Here is an 18,893-nt window from a genome sequence, read left to right as displayed (position 1 = left end):
CAGCGCCGCGTGCTCGGGGCAGTTCTCGGCCACCACCAGCACGCGGTCGCCTGCGCGCACGCCGTCGGCGCGCAGCTCGCGCGCGAGCGCATCGGCCAGCGCGCCGACGTCCGCATAGCTCAGCGTGCGGTCGGCGAGATGGATGAACGGCCGCTCGGGGGCGTCGGTCAGCCAGCGATCCAGCAATTCGTGAATGCGTTCGGCCACGCTCGATTCTCCTTGCGTCGTTCGCGATCGTTCACAGCGTGCCATGCTCACGCGAAACGTGCGAGATCGTCCACGCCGGCGCGCGTGGTGCGGAACCGGTTGACCGGGTGCTCGTCTTGCGCGTAACCGAACGAGATCGCGCAGATCATGTGCTGCGTATCGGGAATGCCGAAATAGTCGCGGACGAAATGCGCATGGCGGGCCAGCGCGCCCTGCGGCGTGGTGGCGACGCCGTGCGCATAGGCCGCGAGCAGGAACGACGACACGAAGCCGCCCGCGTCGACGAGTGCATACGGGCCCAGCTCCGCCGGCACCGTGACGATCGCCACGTGCGGCGCGTCGAACATGCGGAAGTTGCGGAACGCCTGCTCGGCGCTGCGCTCGCTGTCCTTCGGGCCGATTCCGAGCGACGAATAGAGCGCGATGCCGGCACCGCGCCGGCGCTCGCCGTAGATGCCCTGGTAGCTAGACGGGAACGGCAGATCCGATTCGTTCTCCGGATGATCCTTGACCCGCTGCATCAATGCTTCGCGAAAGCGTTCGGTGCTCTCCGTGGTTTCGGTGATCACGAGTTGCCACGGTTGCACGTTGCACCACGATGCCGAGCGGCCCGCCATTTCGACGATGCTGCGGATCAGGTCGAGGCCCAGCGCTTCGTGCCGGTATGCGCGACAGGTGGAGCGGCCGCTCGTCAGGCGGTCCAGCGCCGCGAGCTCGGGGGTAGGGGTTGTCATGTCAGTCAGGTCTCAGATGAAGGTGCCTCGCGCACGACAGGCTTCGATCCGCGAGTCGGGCAGCCAGCCCTGCAGCGCGGCGATCGCGTTGTCGGTCGTCGGTGCCGCGGGCGCTTCGGGCCGTGCGGCCGGCGTGCGCGAAAAGCGCGGGCCGGGCGCCGGGTGCGTCACGCCGTCCAGGTCGACGAACGTGCCGCGGGCATGGATATGCGGATGGCTCGGCGCTTCGTCGAAGTCGAGCACGGGCGCCACGCACACGTCGAGGTGGCCGAGCCGTTGCGCCCATTCGTCGCGCGTGCGCTCCCTGAATTTCTCGGCGAAAACTTGCTTCGCCTGCGGCCACTGCGCGCGATCCATTTGCGCCTGCAGCAGCGGGTGGTCCTGGAGGTCGAGCTGTTCGAGCAGCAGCCGATAAAACTTGCCTTCGATGGGGCCGACGCTCACGTACTTGCCGTCGGCGCAGGCGTAGACCTCGTAGAACGGCGCGCCGGTGTCGAGCAGGTTGGTGCCGCGTGCCTTGTCGAGCATGCCGGCCGCATGCAGGCCCATCGTCACCGTCATGATCGACGCGACGCCGTCCACCATCGCGGCGTCCACCACCTGGCCCTTACCGGAGCCACGCGCTTCGAGAATGCCCGCGAGCAGCCCGAACGCGAGGTACAGCGAGCCGCCCGCGTAGTCGCCGAGCACGTTGAGCGGCGGCGTCGGCGCCTGTCCGGCGCGGCCCATCGCATGCAGCGCGCCGGTGATCGAGATGTAGTTCAGGTCGTGCCCGGCCACCTGCGACAGCGGGCCGTCCTGCCCCCAGCCCGTCACTCGGCCGTAGACGAGGCGCGGGTTGCGCGCGAGACAGGGCTCGGGCCCGAGGCCGAGGCGCTCCATCACGCCGGGGCGAAACCCTTCGATCAGCGCGTCGGCTTCGGCGATCAGGTCGAGCACCATCTCGACGGCGGCCGGATCCTTCAGGTCGACGCGAATCGACTTGCGGTTGCGCAGCCCGAGATCGAACTGCACCGGGCGCGGCGCGCCGAGGCCGGACGGCTCCTTGCGATCGACACGGATGACGGTCGCGCCGAGGTCGGCGAGGAACATCGCGGCCAGCGGCCCGGGGCCGATGCCCGCGATCTCGACGATCTTGATGCCCGCAAGCGGGCCGCAACGGGAGGGGGCGGCGGACATGATCAGATCACTCCCGCGTCGCGCAGTTGTTGCAGGCGATCCTCCGGCAGCTTGAGCAGCCCCTGGTAGATCTCGTCGTTGGCGGCACCGAGTGCCTGCGCGGGCTGGTCGAACTGCACGGGCGTCCCCGACAGCTTGATCGGCAGGCCCATGCCCATCGCATCGACGCCGGCAAGGCCCGGGTGCTCGAGCCGCACCACGGCGCCGCGTGCCTGCAGCACCGGATCCTTGAGCACGTCGAGCGGCGAGCGCACCGGGGCGGCCGGCACGCCGCGCTTGACCTGCAGCTCGGCGATCACTTCTTCCGTGCTGCGCCCGCGTGTCCATTCCTCGATGATCGCGTTGATCTCGGGCGCATGCTTCATGCGCGGGCCGCGCGTTGCATAACGCGGATCGGTGGCGATCTCGGGCCGGCCCACGGCTTCCATCAGGTTCTGGAACCAGTCGGGCTGGAAGGCCACCATCGCCACGTAGCCGTCGCGCGTGCCGTACACGCCGAACGGCACCAGGCGATCCTGGAAATTGCCCGAGCGCTTCGCGTAGCCGTGCTCGAGGAACACGTCGAAATGCTCCTCGGCCACGAGCGATGCGAGGCAATCGAGCATCGATACCTGCACGCACTGGCCGATGCCCGTCCGGCCGCGGTGAATCAATGCCGCGAGGATGCCGTTGACCGCATACAGCGGCGCGATCAGGTCGGCGATCGGCAGGCCCGAGCGCGTCGGCGGGCCGTCGGCGAAGCCGGTCACGTCCATGATGCCCGACAGCGCCTGGACGATGATGTCCATGCCTTTCAGGTTCTTGTACGGGCTCGGTTCGCCGAATGCCTTGATCGACGCATAGACGATCTTCGGATTGACCTGGCGTACGCTCTCGTAGTCCACGCCCAGGCGTGCCGTGACGCCTTCGCTCGCGTTTTCGATGACGACGTCGGATTCCTTGACCAGCTCCATGAACAGCGCGCGGCCCTGTTCGGATTTCAGGTCGAGCGTGATGCTCTTCTTGTTGCGTGCGCGGTTGAGGATGGTCAGCGACACTTCGTCGTCGCCCTTCACGCCGAAGTGGACGCCGTCCTTGCCGACGTAAGGGGGATTGTTGCGCGCAATATCGCCGCCGCCGGGGGACTCGACACGAATGACTTCGGCGCCCATCCCGCCCAGCAACAGCGATCCGTACGGGCCGGCCAACGCCACGGTCAAATCGAGGACGCGAATGCCGTCCAGAGGTCTTGCAGCTGACATGCTTGTCTCCTGAATCTTGTGTGCGGCCGGTGCGTGGCCTGCATGGCCGGCACCGGCCGCGGTCCGGCGATGCCCGGTGCGGGAACCGTCGGCGGAAAGCCGTGCTTAGTAGGACTTCGGCAATCCGAGCTTGCGTTCAGCGATATTCGACAGAATGAGTTGCGGGGTGACAGGGGCAATGTAGCCGATCCACGCTTCCCGCATGAACCGTTCGACGTGATACTCCTTCGCGTAGCCGAAGCCGCCGTGCGTGAGGATCGCGGTCTGGCATGCGTTCATGCACGCCTCGGACGCGAGCAGCTTCGCGGCGTTCGCCTCGGAGCCGCACGACTGCCCGCGGTCGTACAGGTCGGCGGCCGCAAAGATCATATGGTTCGCCGCTTCCAGCTCGGCCCAGTTGCGGGCCAGCGGATGCTGGACGCCCTGGTTCTGGCCGATCGGGCGGCCGAACACCACGCGTTCCTTCGCGTACTGCGTCGCGAGGTTGAGCACCGCGCGGCCGATGCCGACCTGCTCGACCGCCACCAGTACACGTTCGGCGTTCATCCCGTGGAAGATGTAGCTCAGGCCCTTGCCTTCCTCGCCGATCAGCTCATCCTTCGACACCGGCAGGTCGTCGATGAAGAGTTCGTTCGTATCGACTGCGGCGCGACCGAGCTTGTCGATCTCGCGGATGTCGACATACCTGCGGTCGAGCTTCGTGTAGAACAGGCTCAGCCCTTCACTGTGTTTTTTCACCTGCTCGATCGGCGTGGTGCGCGCGAGGATCAGCATGTGGTCGGCCACTTGTGCGGTCGAGATGAAGACCTTCTTGCCCGAGATCAGGTAATTGCCGTCAGGCTGCTTCTTCGCGACGACCTTCAGCTTCGTGGTGTCGAGGCCGGTGTCCGGCTCGGTCACCGCGAAGCACGCCTTGTGCTCGCCGCGGGTGAACGGCGGCAGCCATGCTTTCTTCTGCGCGTCCGAGCCGAAGTGCACGACCGGCTGCAACCCGAAAATGTTCATGTGGATGGTGGACGCCGCGGCCTGGCCGCCGCATTCGGCGACCGTGCGCATGAAGAGCGCGGCCTCCGTCACGCCGAGATTCGCGCCGCCGACGTCTTCCGGCATGCAGATGCCGAGCCAGCCGCCGCTCGCAACCGCGTCGAAGAACTCATGCGGGAACTCGTGGTTCTTGTCTTTCTTGCGCCAGTATTCGAGCGGAAAATCCGCACAGATCTTTTGCGCGGCGTCGACGATCGCCTGCTGGTCGGCTGTGAGCTGGTAGTTCATGATCGATTCTCCTGCGGCGGGGCCGTCACGCGTTGCCGGCCGGGCGCAACATCATCAGGCCCGTGCGCACGGCCGTGCACACGATCTCGTCGCGTTGGTTCTTCGCCACATGCTTGAATGTGACGATGCCCGAATCGTTGCGGCTCTTCGACAGCCGCGTGTCGACGATTTCGGTTTCCACGCGAATCGTGTCGCCGTGAAAAGTGGGCTTGGGGAACGCGATTTCGCCGAAGCCGAGATTGCCCAGCGTCGTGCCGAGCGTGGTTTCGTACACGGTGATGCCGGCCACCAGCGCGAGCAGGAACATGCTGTTCACGAGACGCTGGCCATACATCGTGTTCTTGCTGTATTCGGCATCGATGTGCAACGGCGCGCAGTTGTAGGTCATCGCCGAGAACAGCACGTTGTCGGTTTCGGTCACGGTGCGGCGGATCGCATGCTCGATCACCATGCCGGGCTTGAATTCTTCGAAGTAAAGGCCTGCCATTTGTCTGTCTCCTGGGGTGTTCGGGTAAGCGGTCAGCGGTTGAACGACTGCGCGAGTTCGATGATTTCGCGGGCCGTCTTCGCGTGGGCGATGTCGATGTGCTCGCCGTCGTAGATGCACGATGCGCGCCCTTCGGCCTGGGCGTGGTCCAGCGCGTCGATCATGCCCTGGTAGAACGCCACTTCCTCTTCGGTCGGGCTGTAGGTGCGGTTGACGATCTCGACGTTCGACGGGTGCAGCACGAGTTCGCCGCTCATGCCGAGCTGGCGGTCGTTCGCGGACGAGACCTTGAGCCCGTCGAGGTCATGCACCTGCTGCCAGACGCCGCCGATCGGCAGCTTGCCGGCGGCGCGCGCGGCCATCACGATGCGCGATTTCAGGTACTGGGTTTCGCGGCCTTCGAGCGACCACACGGTCTTCAGTGCGCGGGCCACGTCGGCGTTCTTCGCGGTGGCGCCGACGATCGCCGGCACGCGCTCGTGCTGCGCGATCTCGTACGCGAGCTCCAGCGAACGCGCGGTTTCCAGCAGCGGAATCACCTTCGTGTGACCGACCGGGACGCCCGCTCGGTACTCGGCTTCGGCCAGCATCGACGACACCGTGTGGATGTCTTCCGGGCCGCAGGGCTTCGAAATCACGATGCCTTCGACCACCGGGTTCACGATCGCGAGGATGTCGTCGAAGTCGTACAGGTGCGCGCTGCGGTTGATGCGCACCCAGATGCGCTGCTTCTGCTCGGCCAACCACGCGAGCTTCGAGCGGACGATTTCGCGCGCCTCGACTTTCTGTGCGGGCGGCACGCTGTCCTCGAGATCGAGGATCAGCGCATCGGCTTTCGATTGAATGGACTTTTCGATCCAGGTCGGCTTGTTGCCTGGAACGAAGAGGAAGGAACGGATCGGTTTCATCTGCGTCGTCATGATGGTTTCGGCCTGTTGATGGGGTCGCCTGATTCATCGTTAGGCATCAACCTAACAACTGGTAGTTAGTTTGGCGCTCAAATCGCGAGACCGTCATTGGGGTTTATACGGGGGGGCTGTGCGAGCGGAAGACAGGGCGTGGCGTGAGACGGGGGCAGGACGCGTGCTGCGTGCGCTGTCCGCAACGTGCGGATTGAAGGTGGTCAAGCACGTTGCTGCCGCGAACGCATGTCGAACTAGATTCGGTCGCGACGCCGATTCGCCGGCATGACGGTGCAAACGCAGACGGCCGACTCATCCCGGGAAAGGCGAGCCGGCCGTCGTTTACGTCGCACGGTGCGTACCGCGCCGTGCGCAGGCGTGGGTTACAGCTTGCCGTTGAAGAACGGCGCAAGCACGGAAACCGCTTCGTCGACGTACTGCGGCACGTCGTACAGCGACATGTGGTTCGCGCCTTCGACCACATGGAGGTGCTTGTCGGCGCTGGACGCGCGGGCGAGCAGGTCGTCGCTCATCCATTTGCTGCCCGCGACGCTGCCGGCCACGATCTGCAGCGGCTGCGTGAGGAACGCTTCGGCCTTGTTGTATGCGTCGTACGTGATGATCTGGTTGAGGCTGCGGGCGGTCATGAAGCCGGGCGCGTTCGGATGCTCGCAGCGCGGCGTATGGTAGTACTCCCATGCTTCTTCCAGTTCCTTGTTCGGCGCGTCTTCCTTGCGCATCGGCGCGAGCGGCAGCGTCGCGAGTTGCGCGCCGGATGCGTCGCTGGTGCGTGCCTGCGAACCGGCCGCCACGTACGGAATCGCTTCGGTATCCTTCACGGTGTTTTCCCAGCCGTTGCGGAACATCGAGCCGATGTTCACCGCGCTGACCGTGCCGAGCGCCTTGATGCGCCGGTCGTTGATGGCCGCGTTGGCCGCATAGCCGCCGCCCGCGCAGATACCCATCGCGCCGATCCGTTCGACATCGACATACGGCAGCGTGGTCAGGTAGTCGACCACGGCGCTGACGTCTTCGGTACGGATATACGGATTTTCGAGCTGGCGCGGCTCACCGGTGCTTTCGCCCTGGTACGACGCGTCGAACGCGATCGCGACGAGGCCGTGCTCGGCCAGCTTCTTCGCGTACAGGCCGGCCGTTTGCTCCTTCACGCCGCCGCCCGGGTGAGCGACGACCACGGCCGGGTAACGCTTGCCTTGATCGAAACCTTCCGGGAAGTGGATGACTGCGGCAATCGTGACGCCCTGGCCGTTCAGGTTCTTGAAGCTGACTTTCTGCATGATCGATGACTCTGGTGGTAGGTGGCCCAAGTGAAGCGGTATGAAACCATCATAGGCAGGAAATTGATCCGGATATATCGTCTAAAGGCAACTTCAGTGTTAAGCCATGCTTTACAGATCGATGCGACGTGCGAGCGCGCGGGCAGCGCGGCATGACGCGTTGATTGTTAAAGCCGGCATACAACTGTTGTCAGTTTTGTACGCTTGAGTAATGCAAATCGGGCCCTACGATAGGAGGGTTCGCGAAGGAACCGGTGCGTGGCGGCATCCCGCCGCCCGCCGGAAGCGACCGCGATGCAATGGCGGCCCCGAGCCGCGCCTTTCATGTCCGTGCCGTCCCGCGAACGCGATGCGTTCCGTTGCGATGGCCCCCGAGGAATCCCCATGACCCAGCAATTTGCTTCCCTGTTTCAGCCGTTCACGTTCCCGAACGGCATCACGCTGCGCAACCGCGTGCTGATGGCGCCGATGACCACGTGGTCGTCCAATCCGGACGGCACGGTGTCCGACCAGGAACTCGCGTACTACCGTCTCCGCGTGAATGGCGTCGGCGCAGCGTTGACCGGATGCACGCACGTGACGGAAAACGGCATCGGCTTTACCGACGAATTTGCCGCGCATGACGATCGCTACATGCCGAGCCTGCGCGCACTGGCGCAGGCCGCGAAAAGCGGCGGGGCGCCGGCGATCCTGCAGATCTTCCATGCCGGGAACAAGGCGGTGCCGGCGCTCGTGCCGGACGGCGTGCTCGTCAGCGCGAGCGCGATGAAGGCGCCGCCGGGGCCGTTCAACAACGGCGAGCTCGAAAGCCGCGCGCTGACGCACGACGAGGTCGGCGAGATGATTCGCGCGTTCGGCGAAACTACGCGCCGCGCGATCGAAGCGGGCTTCGACGGCATCGAGCTGCACGGCGCACACGGCTTCCTGATCCAGAATTTCTTCTCGCCGCTGTTCAACCGGCGCACCGATGCATGGGGCGGCTCGCTCGAGAACCGGATGCGCTTTCCGCTCGCGCTGGTCGCCGAACTCCGGCGCGTGATTGCGCAGCATGCGGATCGTCCGTTCCTGCTCGGCTACCGGATCTCGCCGGAAGAGCCCGATGCGGGCGGGCTGCGCGTCGACGATGCGCTGACGCTGATCGACCGGCTGATCGTCGCGGGCATCGATTACATCCATGTGTCGCTAACCGACCTGCTCGACGCGAAGCCGCTCGACTCGACCGACGAGCGCCGCACGATCGAGCGTGTGGTGGAGGCCGTGCAGCAGCGCGTGCCGGTGATCGCCGCCGGCCAGATCCGCACGCCCGCTCAGGCGGAAGCTGCGCTCGCGCTCGGCCTGTCGGTGGTGGCGGTCGGGAAAGGGCTCGTGATGAATCCCGCGTGGGTCGAGCAGGCAATGCGTGGGGACGCCGCGGCGATTCGTACGCAGCTGAATCCGGTTGATGTGCCGCAGCTTGTCATTCCCGACAAGCTCTGGGGTGTCATCGATGCGATGAAGGGTTGGTTCCCGGTACATCGCGACGAACCGGCGGCCGCTTGAGCGCGACCCTGCCGCCGCCGGTCGATTTCGGCGGCGGCAGGCAGGCTGGCGCCATCTCGCATGCAGACAGTCGGATGGCGTTCACGGGTTGGCGCGCTCGTGTCGAAAGGAAATAAATGACTGAAAATTTGAACGGCCGTGTCGCAGCGTCCCCCGAAGAAATTGCGCACGTCGACAGGTTGATGCCCAATTTGTTCGGCGGGCTTGTCAAGGTTCACCTTCCGCGCGGCAGCAACATCGTCGGACTCGTCAGTATTCTTGACCGGGCGAAGGTCGGCTCCGGGATTCTGGCGACCATCACATTGACGACCATCGAACATGAAACGGTGATCCTCAATCTCCTTGCCATCGAAAGCGCGGAGAGTGCGTTCGTCGAGTACCGCAGTGCATTCGCCGCAGTGGGTTTGCTCGATCTGGGCGGAATCAATACCGCCCATTGACCGGCAACTCGGATCGTCCTGTTTCACCCTTCAATGACAAACGCTCCGCCCGGCAGGCGCCGGCCGCTGACTCGGGCGCAACTGCTGCCGCCCGCCGAATTGGGCCGGATGCAGCTTGAACATCACGTTTCACGTGTTCGGATGAAATCGATCATGCCCTGTTAGCGAGTGGGATTCCGTTGATCGAGATGGGCGCTCAATGTCGCCTGAGCGCGTACCCGCGCCTGGGTGTTGGTTCTGGCATCCAGAAGCATGATCGCGGTGGTGACCACGAAAATCACCAGACTGAACGTCACGACGATACCGGCCAGCCACGGTGCGGGTAGATCGGAGAAGTTGGCCGTCGAGTAGCTGCCTTGTTCGAAACTGGCCGCTGCCATGCCGCAATAATGCATCCCGCACACGGCAACGCCCATGACGATTGCCGAACCGATCTGGCGCGTTCTGCCGAATGTGCTCGGACGGCGCAGATCGAAGGCAAGCAATAAGGCGGCGCCACTTGCCAGGATCGCGATGACGACGGACAGCGCGACCAACCAGGGCTGATATCGAATACCGGAGCAGATATTCATGGCCTGCATGCCAAGATAGTGCATGCCGGCGACGCCCAGTCCCATGACGATCGCGCTGGCAATGAGTTGCGGCCAGTGCAGGGCGAAGCGGGAGAGCGGTATGAAGCCGACCGCCGAAGCGGCAATCGCAATGAGCAACGAAGCGATTGTGGTGGGAATATCGTATCCAACAGTGACAGGCAGGTGAAATGCCAGCATGGCGACGAAATGCATCGACCAGATACCGAGCCCCATGATGCAACCGCCGAAAACGATCCAAGGCCAGATCGAACGATTCCCGATGAGGTTCAGTCGATCGGAGATATTGAGTGCCGTGAACGATGCGAGGATCGAAAGCAAGCAGGAAAGTACGACAAGCGTAGGGTCGTAGGTGCCGGACATGATCGTTTTTCTCGGTTATATGTTTTTGGTCGTCTTGACGGCGCCATTCCTTTGCGAGAGCGCCGCCCCCTCGTGTGTCTCGCAAATATACCGAAACCCGGGATCGAATCAAGGGTGCCGCTGCCGGCTTAGGGTGGTGCGTCGATACGACGAACGCCCCCGTATCATGCGGTGTTTCCGGTCGCGGGAAGACCGGGCCAGATGTGCGGTGCGCGCATGAGGGCGCGTCGAAGTAGTCCGGCCGGCCGACGTCCGCGCCAACTGGATCACGACGCCGTCGATCTGCGATAATGGCGCCCGCCTTGGCGGACGCAGCGTACGATCGCGTTGCCGCCCGCCGTGTATTCGTATCAGGAGAGTCCCTTGCGCGACATCATCGACGGCTTCCTGCGCTTTCAGCGCGAGGTCTATCCGCAACGTATCGAGCTGTTCAAGCAGCTCGCGACCACCCAGAATCCCAAGGCGCTGTTCGTGACGTGCTCGGACAGCCGCGTGGTGCCGGAACTGCTGACGCAGCGCGAGCCGGGCGAACTGTTCGTGATTCGCAACGCGGGCAACATCGTTCCGTCGTACGGACCGGAACCGGGTGGCGTGTCGGCCACCGTCGAGTATGCGGTCGCCGTGCTCGGCGTGCGGGATATCGTCATTTGCGGGCACTCGGATTGCGGCGCGATGGGCGCGATCTCACGGTGTACGTGCCTGGACCATATGCCGGCTGTGGCGAACTGGTTGCGCCATTCCGATGCCGCGAAAGCCATCAACGCCGCGCATCAGTTCGACTCCCCGCGGGCCAAGCTCGACGGCCTGGTGCGCGAGAACGTGATCGCGCAGCTCGCCAACCTGCGCACGCATCCGTCGGTCGCCCTCGCGCTCGAGCAAGGACGAATGAATCTGCACGGTTGGGTCTATGACATCGAGATGGGGCGCATCGACGCGCTCGACGGGGCGACGCGCCAGTTCGTCCCGTTGAGCGAGTCGCCGGCCACGGTGGCGGTCAAGTCGTACTGAGCGCCGGGACGTTGTTCCGGCAGGTCGACGCAAGCCGCAAAGTGGGCGCGCGTCCCGACAGGGCGGCGGAGCGCGCATCGAAGCCGCCGCGCCCCCGCCGGATCATGTTGCTCCAGCGGGTTCGCAGCGCGTTGCGGCGCGTCCGGACCTCGATCGTCGCGATCGCGGCGGATCAGAACCGGTGCCGAATGGCGATGCGCAGCGCCGTCTGGTGATTGGACGTCGACGGCGTCAACTGGTTGATGGACGCGACCGCGATACGGCCGGTCGAATCCCGCCCGCTGGCGCGCTGGTACGTGCCGACGAAGTACACGTCGGTACGCTTCGACAGGAAGTAGTCGGCCCCGAACGATGCCTGGTTGTAGTGCGCGCCGCTCTGGCCATCGGCACCGCTGTTCTTCGTGTAGACATACGCGGCGCCGACGAGGAAGGCCGGCGTGACCTGATACTTCACGTTCAGCTCGGCGTTGTTGAATTTCGCCGTGCCGGCGATGCCGCCTGCCGGTACCGGGCCCGTCGTCGTATCGCCGAGGCCGCGAAACTGCGTGTTTGAATAGGTCGCGCCCACGGTGAACGCACCGATCGTGTACGCGGCGCCCGTGCCGATGACCTGCAGCGTATGCGCCGATGCATAGCCCGAAATCACCGGCGATGCGCCGAAGTTCGAGCCGGGCACTTCATTGACGGTCGCGGCGACGGTGCCGCCGGAACCGTAGAACGACGTATTCGGATTCCGGACATTGAGGTAGCCCGCGGCCAGCGCGAGCGGGCCGTTCGTGTAGCTGGCACAGGCCGACCAGATCTGGTTGCGTCCGGTGCGCCCCGCCACGCCGCCCAGCGAGTAGAGGGCGGTCGCGGTCAGGCCGTGAAAGACGGGGCTGGTGTACTTGATCGCGTTGTTGACGCGGTTGGTGTTGTTGAAGTTGTCGTTGTCGGACGGGTGGGCGGCCAGGTAGCCGCCCCATTGATCGCCTGCCTCGAACAGGCCGAGGGAATCGACGACGGAGTCGTACTGGCGCCCGAGCGTCATCGTGCCGTAAGGGCTGGACAGGCCGACATAGACTTGCCGTCCGAACCCGAGCCCGCCCTGGCCGAGCTTGCCGGTATTGACGTCGAATCCGTTTTCCATCACGGCGACCACACCGTAGCCCGCGCCGAGGTCTTCCTTGATGCGCAGCCCCCAGCGGCTGCCGTTCAGCACGCCGCTCGCCATCGCGTACTGGTGGTGGCCCGATGCGTTGCTGACGTAGTTGACCCCTTCGTCAAGAATGCCGTAGAGCTGCACGGTGCTTTGCGCATGCGCTGTCCCACTGACGAACCCGGCTGCTGCGCAAAGCGCAATCGTCTTTCTCATTGAACGTCTCCAAAGTTTCTTCTCGATTCATGTTTTCTGACGCCGCGATTTGTCGTCTGACATTTGATCAGTACAGCAGATCAACGGAATCGGATCGAAGACCAGGTGAAACGCTCATCCTGCTCAATTCAACCGAACCCGGAACGTCATGCCATCGCAGCGTTGGTTGATTAGATTCGGGGCGAATGTCGCCGGTCAACCGCTTGGGCCGAGAGATTCCGTGCATTGAAAACGACGGCGTCGCGGGTGCGGCAATCAGCGTGGAGACCCTTAAGGGTAAAGCCGCATGAGGGCAGGGCGAGCGGAGAAGTGCGCAGCGCAGAGGCTGGCTGAGACATGCGCATCGGCGCATTCGCGGTCGGCCCTGTCATGGTTATTTATGGGCCTGTCGCGCTTGAAGCAATGCTGATTCGTGTACCGTACAGACGGCAGATCGCAGCCGATTACTGGATGCGCTTGCGCTTCCGGGCGGCGCCCGCGTGTGCGATGTCGTCGGCTTCGACATTGGCCTTCGCGATGCGCATCGCCTGATCGAATTGCGTACCGGTCGCAACATGACGATGATCCACGCTGATCAGCCAGCCGCGACCGCTGTGGCACCAGCGGATCCGCCGATCCTCCAGCAGTTCGGCAAACCATCGCCACAGCGCCGCGTCTTCCGCGTTGGCGCTGTCGCGTGCCGCCGCGCGCGCGACCCGCATGTTCGGTGCGCAGCTTTCCGTGCGCCGCATCTGCACGGTGTCCGTCCTGCAGTCGGCCGCGCCGGTCGTGACGTTCGCGTCTGCGACACGTTCGATCGCGAGCGATACCTTCATTCTGCGTCTCCTTTCCATTCGACCACTCACCGCCAGCCACGCGAAAAAAACCGCGGCACTCGGGGAGAACCCACAGTGTCGGTTCGACCGTCGTGACGTCAAGACTGCGCGCCCGACGATTCCGTACTTTGAAAAACGCGTGAAGCCAGTGGAACGCGTCGCGCGTGCCGGATCGCGATGGGCCGACGAGCACGCGGCATGCGGCCGTTCCGACGTACGGAACAACGCCCGTGCGCGCATTGACGCGTTCGGCGGCGGCGCACACGATGGGTATCGACACCGATCGGGTTTCGCGATGTCGTCGGCTGCGTTCAGGGAGGTCCCCGGACGCCGGCCGGCCGATGCGTCCGGAACGATCGCCACGCCGCCCGGCGAGCCCAACATGGAAAGGGAAGCATCATGTCCGAAAGCAGTCAGCACGCGTCCGACTACGCGTCGTATTCAAGCCTCGCGTTCGACCGCCCCGCGAAAGGCGTCTTGCGCATCACGCTCAACCGGCCGGAGCGGCTCAATGCGCTCGATGCGCGCGGCCATGACGAACTGGCGCGCGTATGGCGGGAAGTCGACGAGGATCCGAGCGTCTCCGCCGTGATCCTGTGCGGCGCGGGCAAGGCGTTTTCCGCCGGCGGCGACTTCGACATGGTCGAGGAAATGATCGATTCGTTCGACGCGCGAGTACGCGTGTGGCGCGAATCGAAGGATCTCGTCTACAACATCATCAATTGCTCGAAGCCGATCGTGTCGGCGATCCACGGCTCGGCCGTCGGCGCCGGCCTGGTGGCGGCGCTGCTCGCGGACATTTCGGTGGCCGGCCGGACCGCGCGCCTGGTCGACGGCCACACGCGGCTCGGCGTCGCCGCCGGCGACCATGCGGCGATCATCTGGCCGCTGTTGTGCGGGATGGCGAAGGCGAAGTATCACCTGATGCTGTGCGAGCCTGTGAACGGCGAGAAGGCCGAGCAGATCGGCCTCGTGTCGGTCGCGGTGGACGACGCCGACGTGCAGGAAACCGCACTGTCGATCGCCGTGCGGCTCGCGAACGGCGCGCCGTCGGCGACGCGCTGGACCAAGTATGCGCTCAACAACTGGCTGCGCCAGGCCGGGCCGACGTTCGACGCGTCGCTCGCACTGGAGATGTTCGGCTTCGGCGGGGCCGAGGTGCGCGAAGGCGTGAAATCGTTCCGCGAGAAGCGCGCACCCGAGTTTCCCGTGGATACGCCGGTATCGCCGGCTCGATCTGCATGAACGACATCGCACAGGAGCTTCCGGGCCGCGCGCGCGCTGCCGGCGCGGCTGGCGGCAGCATCGATCTTGCCGCGTTCATTCGTCCCGGCGATACCGTGATGTGGGGCCAGTCGCACGCCGAGCCGGTGACGCTGATGCGCGCACTCGTCGCGCAGCGCGAGCGCCTGAAGCGGATCCGCATTTTCCTCGGGATCGGTCTCTCTGACGTGCTTGCGCCCGAGCATGCCGATGCGTTCGACTTCCTCGCCTACTGCGGCAGCGGATCGAATCGTGCGCTCGCCCGTGCCGGGGTACTCGACATTCTTCCGGCGCACTATTCGCAACTGCCGGAGCTGATTCGTGACGGCCGGCTGCGGATCGACGTCGTGATGCTGCAGGTGTCGCCGCCGGACGAACAGGGCCGCTACAGCCTCGGGCTGGCGCGTGAATACCTGGTCGAAGCAGTGAAGCATGCGCGGGTGATCGTCGCCGAAGTGCATCCCGACGTGCCGTGGACCTACGGCAGTCCGACGCTCGGCGCGGCCGACATCGACCTGCTGGTTGAATCGGATGCGTCGTTTCCCGAGGCCGCCGCTACTGCGCCGGGGCCGGTCGAGCTGGCGATCGGGCGGCACGTCGCGTCGCTCGTCGAGGATGGCGCGACGTTGCAGACGGGCATCGGTTCGATTCCGGACGCGGTGATGGCGGCACTGCACGACAAGCGCGATCTCGGCGTGCATACCGGCAGCATCGGGGACGGCATCGCGGCGTTGTGCGAAGCCGGCGTCGTGACGAATGCACGCAAGACGATCGATGCGGGGATCACCGTCGGCGGCGTGATCATCGGCTCCGAACGCGTGCGGCGCTTTGCGCACCGCAACCCCGCGCTCGAGCTGCGCGGCACCGAGTACACGCACAACCCGTACGTGCTGCGCCGGATCGACCGCTTCGTCGCGATCAATTCGGCGGTGGAGGTCGACCTGACCGGGCAGATCAACGCCGAGGCGATCGGCGGCGCCTATGTCGGTGCGGTCGGCGGTGTGGGGGATTTTCTGCGTGCGGCGCAGGCCAGCCGGGGCGGTGTGCCTGTCGTCGCGTTGCCGTCGACTGCCGGCCGGCACAGCCGTATCGTCCCGCGCGTGTCGGGGCCCGTCACGATACCGCGAAGCGATGCGTGCGTGATCGTCACCGAGTACGGGATCGCCGATCTGCGCGGCCTGTCGCTTGCGCAGCGCATTCCGAGGATGATCGCGGTTGCGCATCCGGATCATCGCGAGCAGTTGGAACGGGAGTTTCATGCAGGCGCGTGAGAAGGCCGCGCACGTCCGCTACGCAATCGTGCGGAAGCGGACTGCGAATGCCGACGCTGATATGCGGAAATCCCTGTAGCAACTCGCCGCACGCTTGCATGCCAATGCACGCCATGCCCGACAAGCACGCCGTTGAGGCGCGCCAGCATCTACTCTCCGGTTCCGCCGAAGGGGCATGAGTCGACGTCGATGGCCGGGGGGCAAAGTGAAGCGCCGGCACGACGCCGGCGCTTCTTCGACTCGACCCGACGCGAAGCGCCAGGCCCCGCGACCGTCAGGCCATGACGATCGTCTTCGATTCCATGAACGCGGTCAGCCCCTCGACACCGCCTTCGCGGCCGATGCCGGACTGCTTGAAGCCGCCGAACCCGATCGAGAAATCGGTGCGCGGGCCATTGTGGCCGACCGTGCCCGAGCGGATCTGCCGCGCCACGTGCAACGCGCGAGCGGGGTCGTTCGTGAAGACCGCCGCATTCAGGCCGAACGGCGTATCGTTCGCCATCCGTATCGCGCTGGCCTCGTCGTCGGCGGGAATGACGCTCAGCACCGGCCCGAAGATCTCGTCCTGCGCGATCGTCGAGCGGTTGTCGACGTTGCCGAATACGGTCGGCTCGAAGAAGAACCCGCGCGACAGTTGCTCCGGCCGCTTGCCGCCGGTGGCCAGCGTCGCGCCTTCCGCGATGCCCGTCGCGACGAATCGTTCGACCGTCTCGCGCTGCCGTGCACTCGCGAGCGGGCCGGAGGTCGTCTCCGGTGCGAACGGATCGCCGACCACGATCTGCTTCGCGATGGCCGACAACGCTTCGACCATCGCATCGTGTTTGGCCCGCGGCACGATCACGCGCGTCAGGCTATGGCAGATCTGCCCGGTGTTGTAGCCGAAATAGGACGGGCCCAGCACGTTCGCCGCGGTTTCGACGTCGTAGTCGTCGAGGATGACCGCGGGCGACTTGCCGCCCAGTTCGAGCGTGACGCGGGCGATCCGGTCGCCGGCGATCGATGCAATCCGGCGGCCGGCGCCCGTCGATCCCGTGAACGTGATCTTGTCGACGCCGGGATGGCGAACCAGTTCCTCGGACACGTCGCGATCGGCCGTCACGACATTGACGACGCCGGGCGGCAAACCGATTTCCTCGCAGATCTCGGCGAACAGGTAGGCCGAGCAGGGCGCTTCGGGCGACGACTTGATGACCAGCGTGCAGCCTGCGAGCAGCGCCGGTGCGGTCTTGTACGCCATCAGGCCGGCGGGGCCGTTCCACGGGATGATCTCGCCGACCACACCGACCGGCTCGTAGACGCGATAGCCGAGATTGCCCGTTACCGATCGATGTTCCTCGACGAACGGGAACGTCGCGGCCATCGCCGCATACTGGCGAAATGCGCCGCTGATGAATAGGCCGATCCGGGGTTGCGCGACCTTGTAGACGATCCCGGTCTCGATCGCCCAGATGCGGGCGAATTCGTCATTCAGCGCTTCCAGGCGCTGCGCGAACTTCTCCAGATAGCCCGCGCGTTCCTGCGGCGTCATGCGCGGCCACGGGCCGTTGTCGAAGGCGTCGCGCGCCGCGCCGATCGCGCGCTGCATGTCGGCCGACGCGGCTTTCGCCACCGTCGCCACGACTTCTTCCGTCGCGCAATCGAGCACGTCGAACGTTTCCGGGGTGGACGGGGCGACCCACTGCCCGCCGATGTAGAACTCTCGAGGATGCTTGAGTTCGATCGTTCTCTTGGTCATTTCATTCTCCATGGCCGTCATTGACGGCGCTTTCCAGATTCCGGACGGCATCGTGATGCGTGCCGTCAAAATACGATGACGCCCTTGCCGCTCGTTTGCTGATTGAAGTGAGCGTAGGCGTCACCGGCTTGCTCGAGACGCCATTCGTCGGTGAACAGCTTGTCGACCTCGACGCCGTGATCGGCGATGAAGTGGGCACACTCCTTCATGCCGGGCTCGGAGAAGGTGAAGGAGCCGATCAGCGTGCGCTGCTTGCCGATCAGGTCTTTCATCGCGTCGATGGTCACGTTGCCGCCGACGGCGACGAGCACCACACGGCCCCAAACCTTCGTGCTGCGAATCGCTTGCGCACGCGGCAGTTCGCCGCCCGCACATTCGACCGCGCAGGACACGCCCTGGCCGCCGGTCAACCGGTGGATCGCGTCGACCGGGTCGCACTGGCTGGCGTCGATGCCGTGCGCCACGCCGAACGCCTTTGCGCGCTCGACGCGGTGCGGGTTGATGTCGACACCGATCACCTCGACACCCATCGCGGCCGCGAGCTGGGCCGTCGACAGGCCGACGGGGCCGAGACCGTAGACGGCCAATCTGTCGCGCGCGCTGATATCGAGGCGCAGCAGCGCGCCGTACGCGGTGCCTGTTCCGCATGCGATGGCCGCACCGCCCTTGAACGACACTTCCTGCGGCAGATGGACCAGCGACGAGATCGGCACCTTCATGTAGTTCGCATGCCCGCCGTGGCTCAACACGCCATAGATGCGCGCACCGTGATCGCAGAGCTGGGTCCAGCCGGTGCGGCACGAGTCGCAGCAACTGCAACCCGCGTAGTGAAACACCATGACGCGATCGCCGACCCGGAATGATTTCGGATCGACCCCGGGGCCCAGCGCGGCCACGACGCCGCACGGCTCGTGGCCGCCGATCACCTGTGCGGATTCCATCCGGTCGCGCATGCCGAGCATGCTCAGCGATTCCGCCATGCCGTGGCGGTAATAGTGAAGGTCGGTCCCGCACATGCCCGATGCCTTCATCTCGATCACGGCTTCGCCGTATCCCGGAACGGGATCGTCGAAATCGAGCACATCGACCTTGCACTCCCCTTGAAAGACCATGCCGCGCATGAAATCTCCTCCGACTGCGTGTTCTTGAGCCGGCGTGTGCGTTTCAGCTCGTGCGCGCAAGGCGACGAGATGCC

The 18,893-nt window shown here is 65.1% G+C and carries 18 protein-coding genes; 5 read left to right on the top strand and 13 right to left on the bottom strand.

Translation table 11 applies throughout. The features are described from left to right. The 8 genes from G3O06_RS15735 to G3O06_RS15700 all read right to left on the bottom strand — a co-directional run. Positions 1–252, bottom strand: a 252-nt coding sequence (locus tag G3O06_RS15735) for an AMP-binding protein (protein WP_205816668.1), incomplete at its 3' end; no start/stop codon positions are given. Positions 253–254: 2 nt separating this feature from the next. Further along, entirely contained in the window at positions 255–941 is a 687-nt protein-coding gene (locus G3O06_RS15730; protein ID WP_205816667.1) for a nitroreductase family protein, read from the bottom strand. Positions 942–953: 12 nt separating this feature from the next. Then, positions 954–2,120 carry a CaiB/BaiF CoA-transferase family protein gene (locus G3O06_RS15725; protein WP_205816666.1) on the bottom strand — a complete coding sequence of 389 codons (1,167 nt, stop codon included), beginning with the start codon at positions 2,118–2,120 and terminating at the stop codon, positions 954–956. 2 nt (positions 2,121–2,122) lie between these two features. Next, the gene (locus G3O06_RS15720; protein ID WP_205816665.1) at positions 2,123–3,361 is read right to left on the bottom strand and encodes a CaiB/BaiF CoA-transferase family protein; all 1,239 of its coding nucleotides are present in this window, start codon (positions 3,359–3,361) and stop codon (positions 2,123–2,125) included. Between the two features lie 105 nt (positions 3,362–3,466). Further along, on the bottom strand, positions 3,467–4,633 hold the full coding sequence (locus G3O06_RS15715; RefSeq protein ID WP_205816664.1) for an acyl-CoA dehydrogenase family protein: 1,167 nt from the start codon (positions 4,631–4,633) through the stop codon (positions 3,467–3,469). 25 nt (positions 4,634–4,658) lie between these two features. Next, complete coding sequence (locus tag G3O06_RS15710) at positions 4,659–5,120, bottom strand: MaoC family dehydratase (protein WP_174933234.1); 462 nt, start codon at positions 5,118–5,120, stop codon at positions 4,659–4,661. 32 nt (positions 5,121–5,152) lie between these two features. Beyond that, positions 5,153–6,040 (bottom strand): CoA ester lyase, encoded by an 888-nt coding sequence (locus tag G3O06_RS15705; RefSeq protein WP_205816663.1) that lies wholly within the window; start codon positions 6,038–6,040, stop codon positions 5,153–5,155. Positions 6,041–6,405: 365 nt separating this feature from the next. Next, positions 6,406–7,320: an alpha/beta hydrolase gene (locus G3O06_RS15700; protein ID WP_205816662.1), complete on the bottom strand. Its 915-nt coding sequence runs from the start codon at positions 7,318–7,320 to the stop codon at positions 6,406–6,408. Positions 7,321–7,704: 384 nt separating this feature from the next. Between G3O06_RS15700 and G3O06_RS15695 the strand changes: the two genes are divergently transcribed. Together G3O06_RS15695 and G3O06_RS15690 are read left to right on the top strand one after the other, a co-directional pair. Then, positions 7,705–8,859 (top strand): NADH-dependent flavin oxidoreductase, encoded by a 1,155-nt coding sequence (locus tag G3O06_RS15695; protein ID WP_205816661.1) that lies wholly within the window; start codon positions 7,705–7,707, stop codon positions 8,857–8,859. Positions 8,860–8,975: 116 nt separating this feature from the next. Next, entirely contained in the window at positions 8,976–9,299 is a 324-nt protein-coding gene (locus tag G3O06_RS15690; protein WP_205816660.1) for a hypothetical protein, read from the top strand. Between the two features lie 161 nt (positions 9,300–9,460). Here the strand turns inward: G3O06_RS15690 and G3O06_RS15685 are convergent, their stop codons facing one another. Next, complete coding sequence (locus G3O06_RS15685; protein WP_205816659.1) at positions 9,461–10,252, bottom strand: MHYT domain-containing protein; 792 nt, start codon at positions 10,250–10,252, stop codon at positions 9,461–9,463. A gap of 363 nt (positions 10,253–10,615) precedes the next feature. Between G3O06_RS15685 and G3O06_RS15680 the strand changes: the two genes are divergently transcribed. Continuing rightward, entirely contained in the window at positions 10,616–11,260 is a 645-nt protein-coding gene (locus tag G3O06_RS15680) for a carbonic anhydrase (protein ID WP_174967008.1), read from the top strand. A 172-nt stretch (positions 11,261–11,432) separates the two neighbouring features. On the opposite strand, the gene G3O06_RS15675 is transcribed toward G3O06_RS15680, so the two are convergent. Then, on the bottom strand, positions 11,433–12,614 hold the full coding sequence (locus G3O06_RS15675; RefSeq protein WP_205816658.1) for a porin: 1,182 nt from the start codon (positions 12,612–12,614) through the stop codon (positions 11,433–11,435). 443 nt (positions 12,615–13,057) lie between these two features. Further along, positions 13,058–13,429 carry a hypothetical protein gene (locus tag G3O06_RS15670; RefSeq protein WP_241020049.1) on the bottom strand — a complete coding sequence of 124 codons (372 nt, stop codon included), beginning with the start codon at positions 13,427–13,429 and terminating at the stop codon, positions 13,058–13,060. A gap of 399 nt (positions 13,430–13,828) precedes the next feature. Between G3O06_RS15670 and G3O06_RS15665 the strand changes: the two genes are divergently transcribed. Both G3O06_RS15665 and G3O06_RS15660 read left to right on the top strand, forming a co-directional pair. After that, positions 13,829–14,674: an enoyl-CoA hydratase/isomerase family protein gene (locus G3O06_RS15665; protein ID WP_174949441.1), complete on the top strand. Its 846-nt coding sequence runs from the start codon at positions 13,829–13,831 to the stop codon at positions 14,672–14,674. After that, on the top strand, positions 14,671–15,963 hold the full coding sequence (locus G3O06_RS15660) for an acetyl-CoA hydrolase/transferase family protein (protein WP_205816657.1): 1,293 nt from the start codon (positions 14,671–14,673) through the stop codon (positions 15,961–15,963). The genes G3O06_RS15665 and G3O06_RS15660 overlap by 4 nt, the downstream gene beginning before the upstream one ends. A gap of 274 nt (positions 15,964–16,237) precedes the next feature. Here G3O06_RS15660 and G3O06_RS15655 read toward each other — a convergent pair whose 3' ends face one another. Beyond that, positions 16,238–17,698: an aldehyde dehydrogenase gene (locus G3O06_RS15655; protein ID WP_205816656.1), complete on the bottom strand. Its 1,461-nt coding sequence runs from the start codon at positions 17,696–17,698 to the stop codon at positions 16,238–16,240. 65 nt (positions 17,699–17,763) lie between these two features. After that, entirely contained in the window at positions 17,764–18,819 is a 1,056-nt protein-coding gene (locus G3O06_RS15650; RefSeq protein ID WP_205816655.1) for a zinc-binding dehydrogenase, read from the bottom strand. Between the last annotated feature and the right edge of the window lie 74 nt (positions 18,820–18,893).

It is taken from the genome of Burkholderia sp. Ac-20345 (assembly GCF_017104825.1).
Lineage (GTDB): Bacteria > Pseudomonadota > Gammaproteobacteria > Burkholderiales > Burkholderiaceae > Burkholderia > Burkholderia lata_B.
The sequence above is the reverse complement of the archived record's forward strand: the minus strand, read 5'-3'. Positions and strand labels throughout refer to the sequence as shown.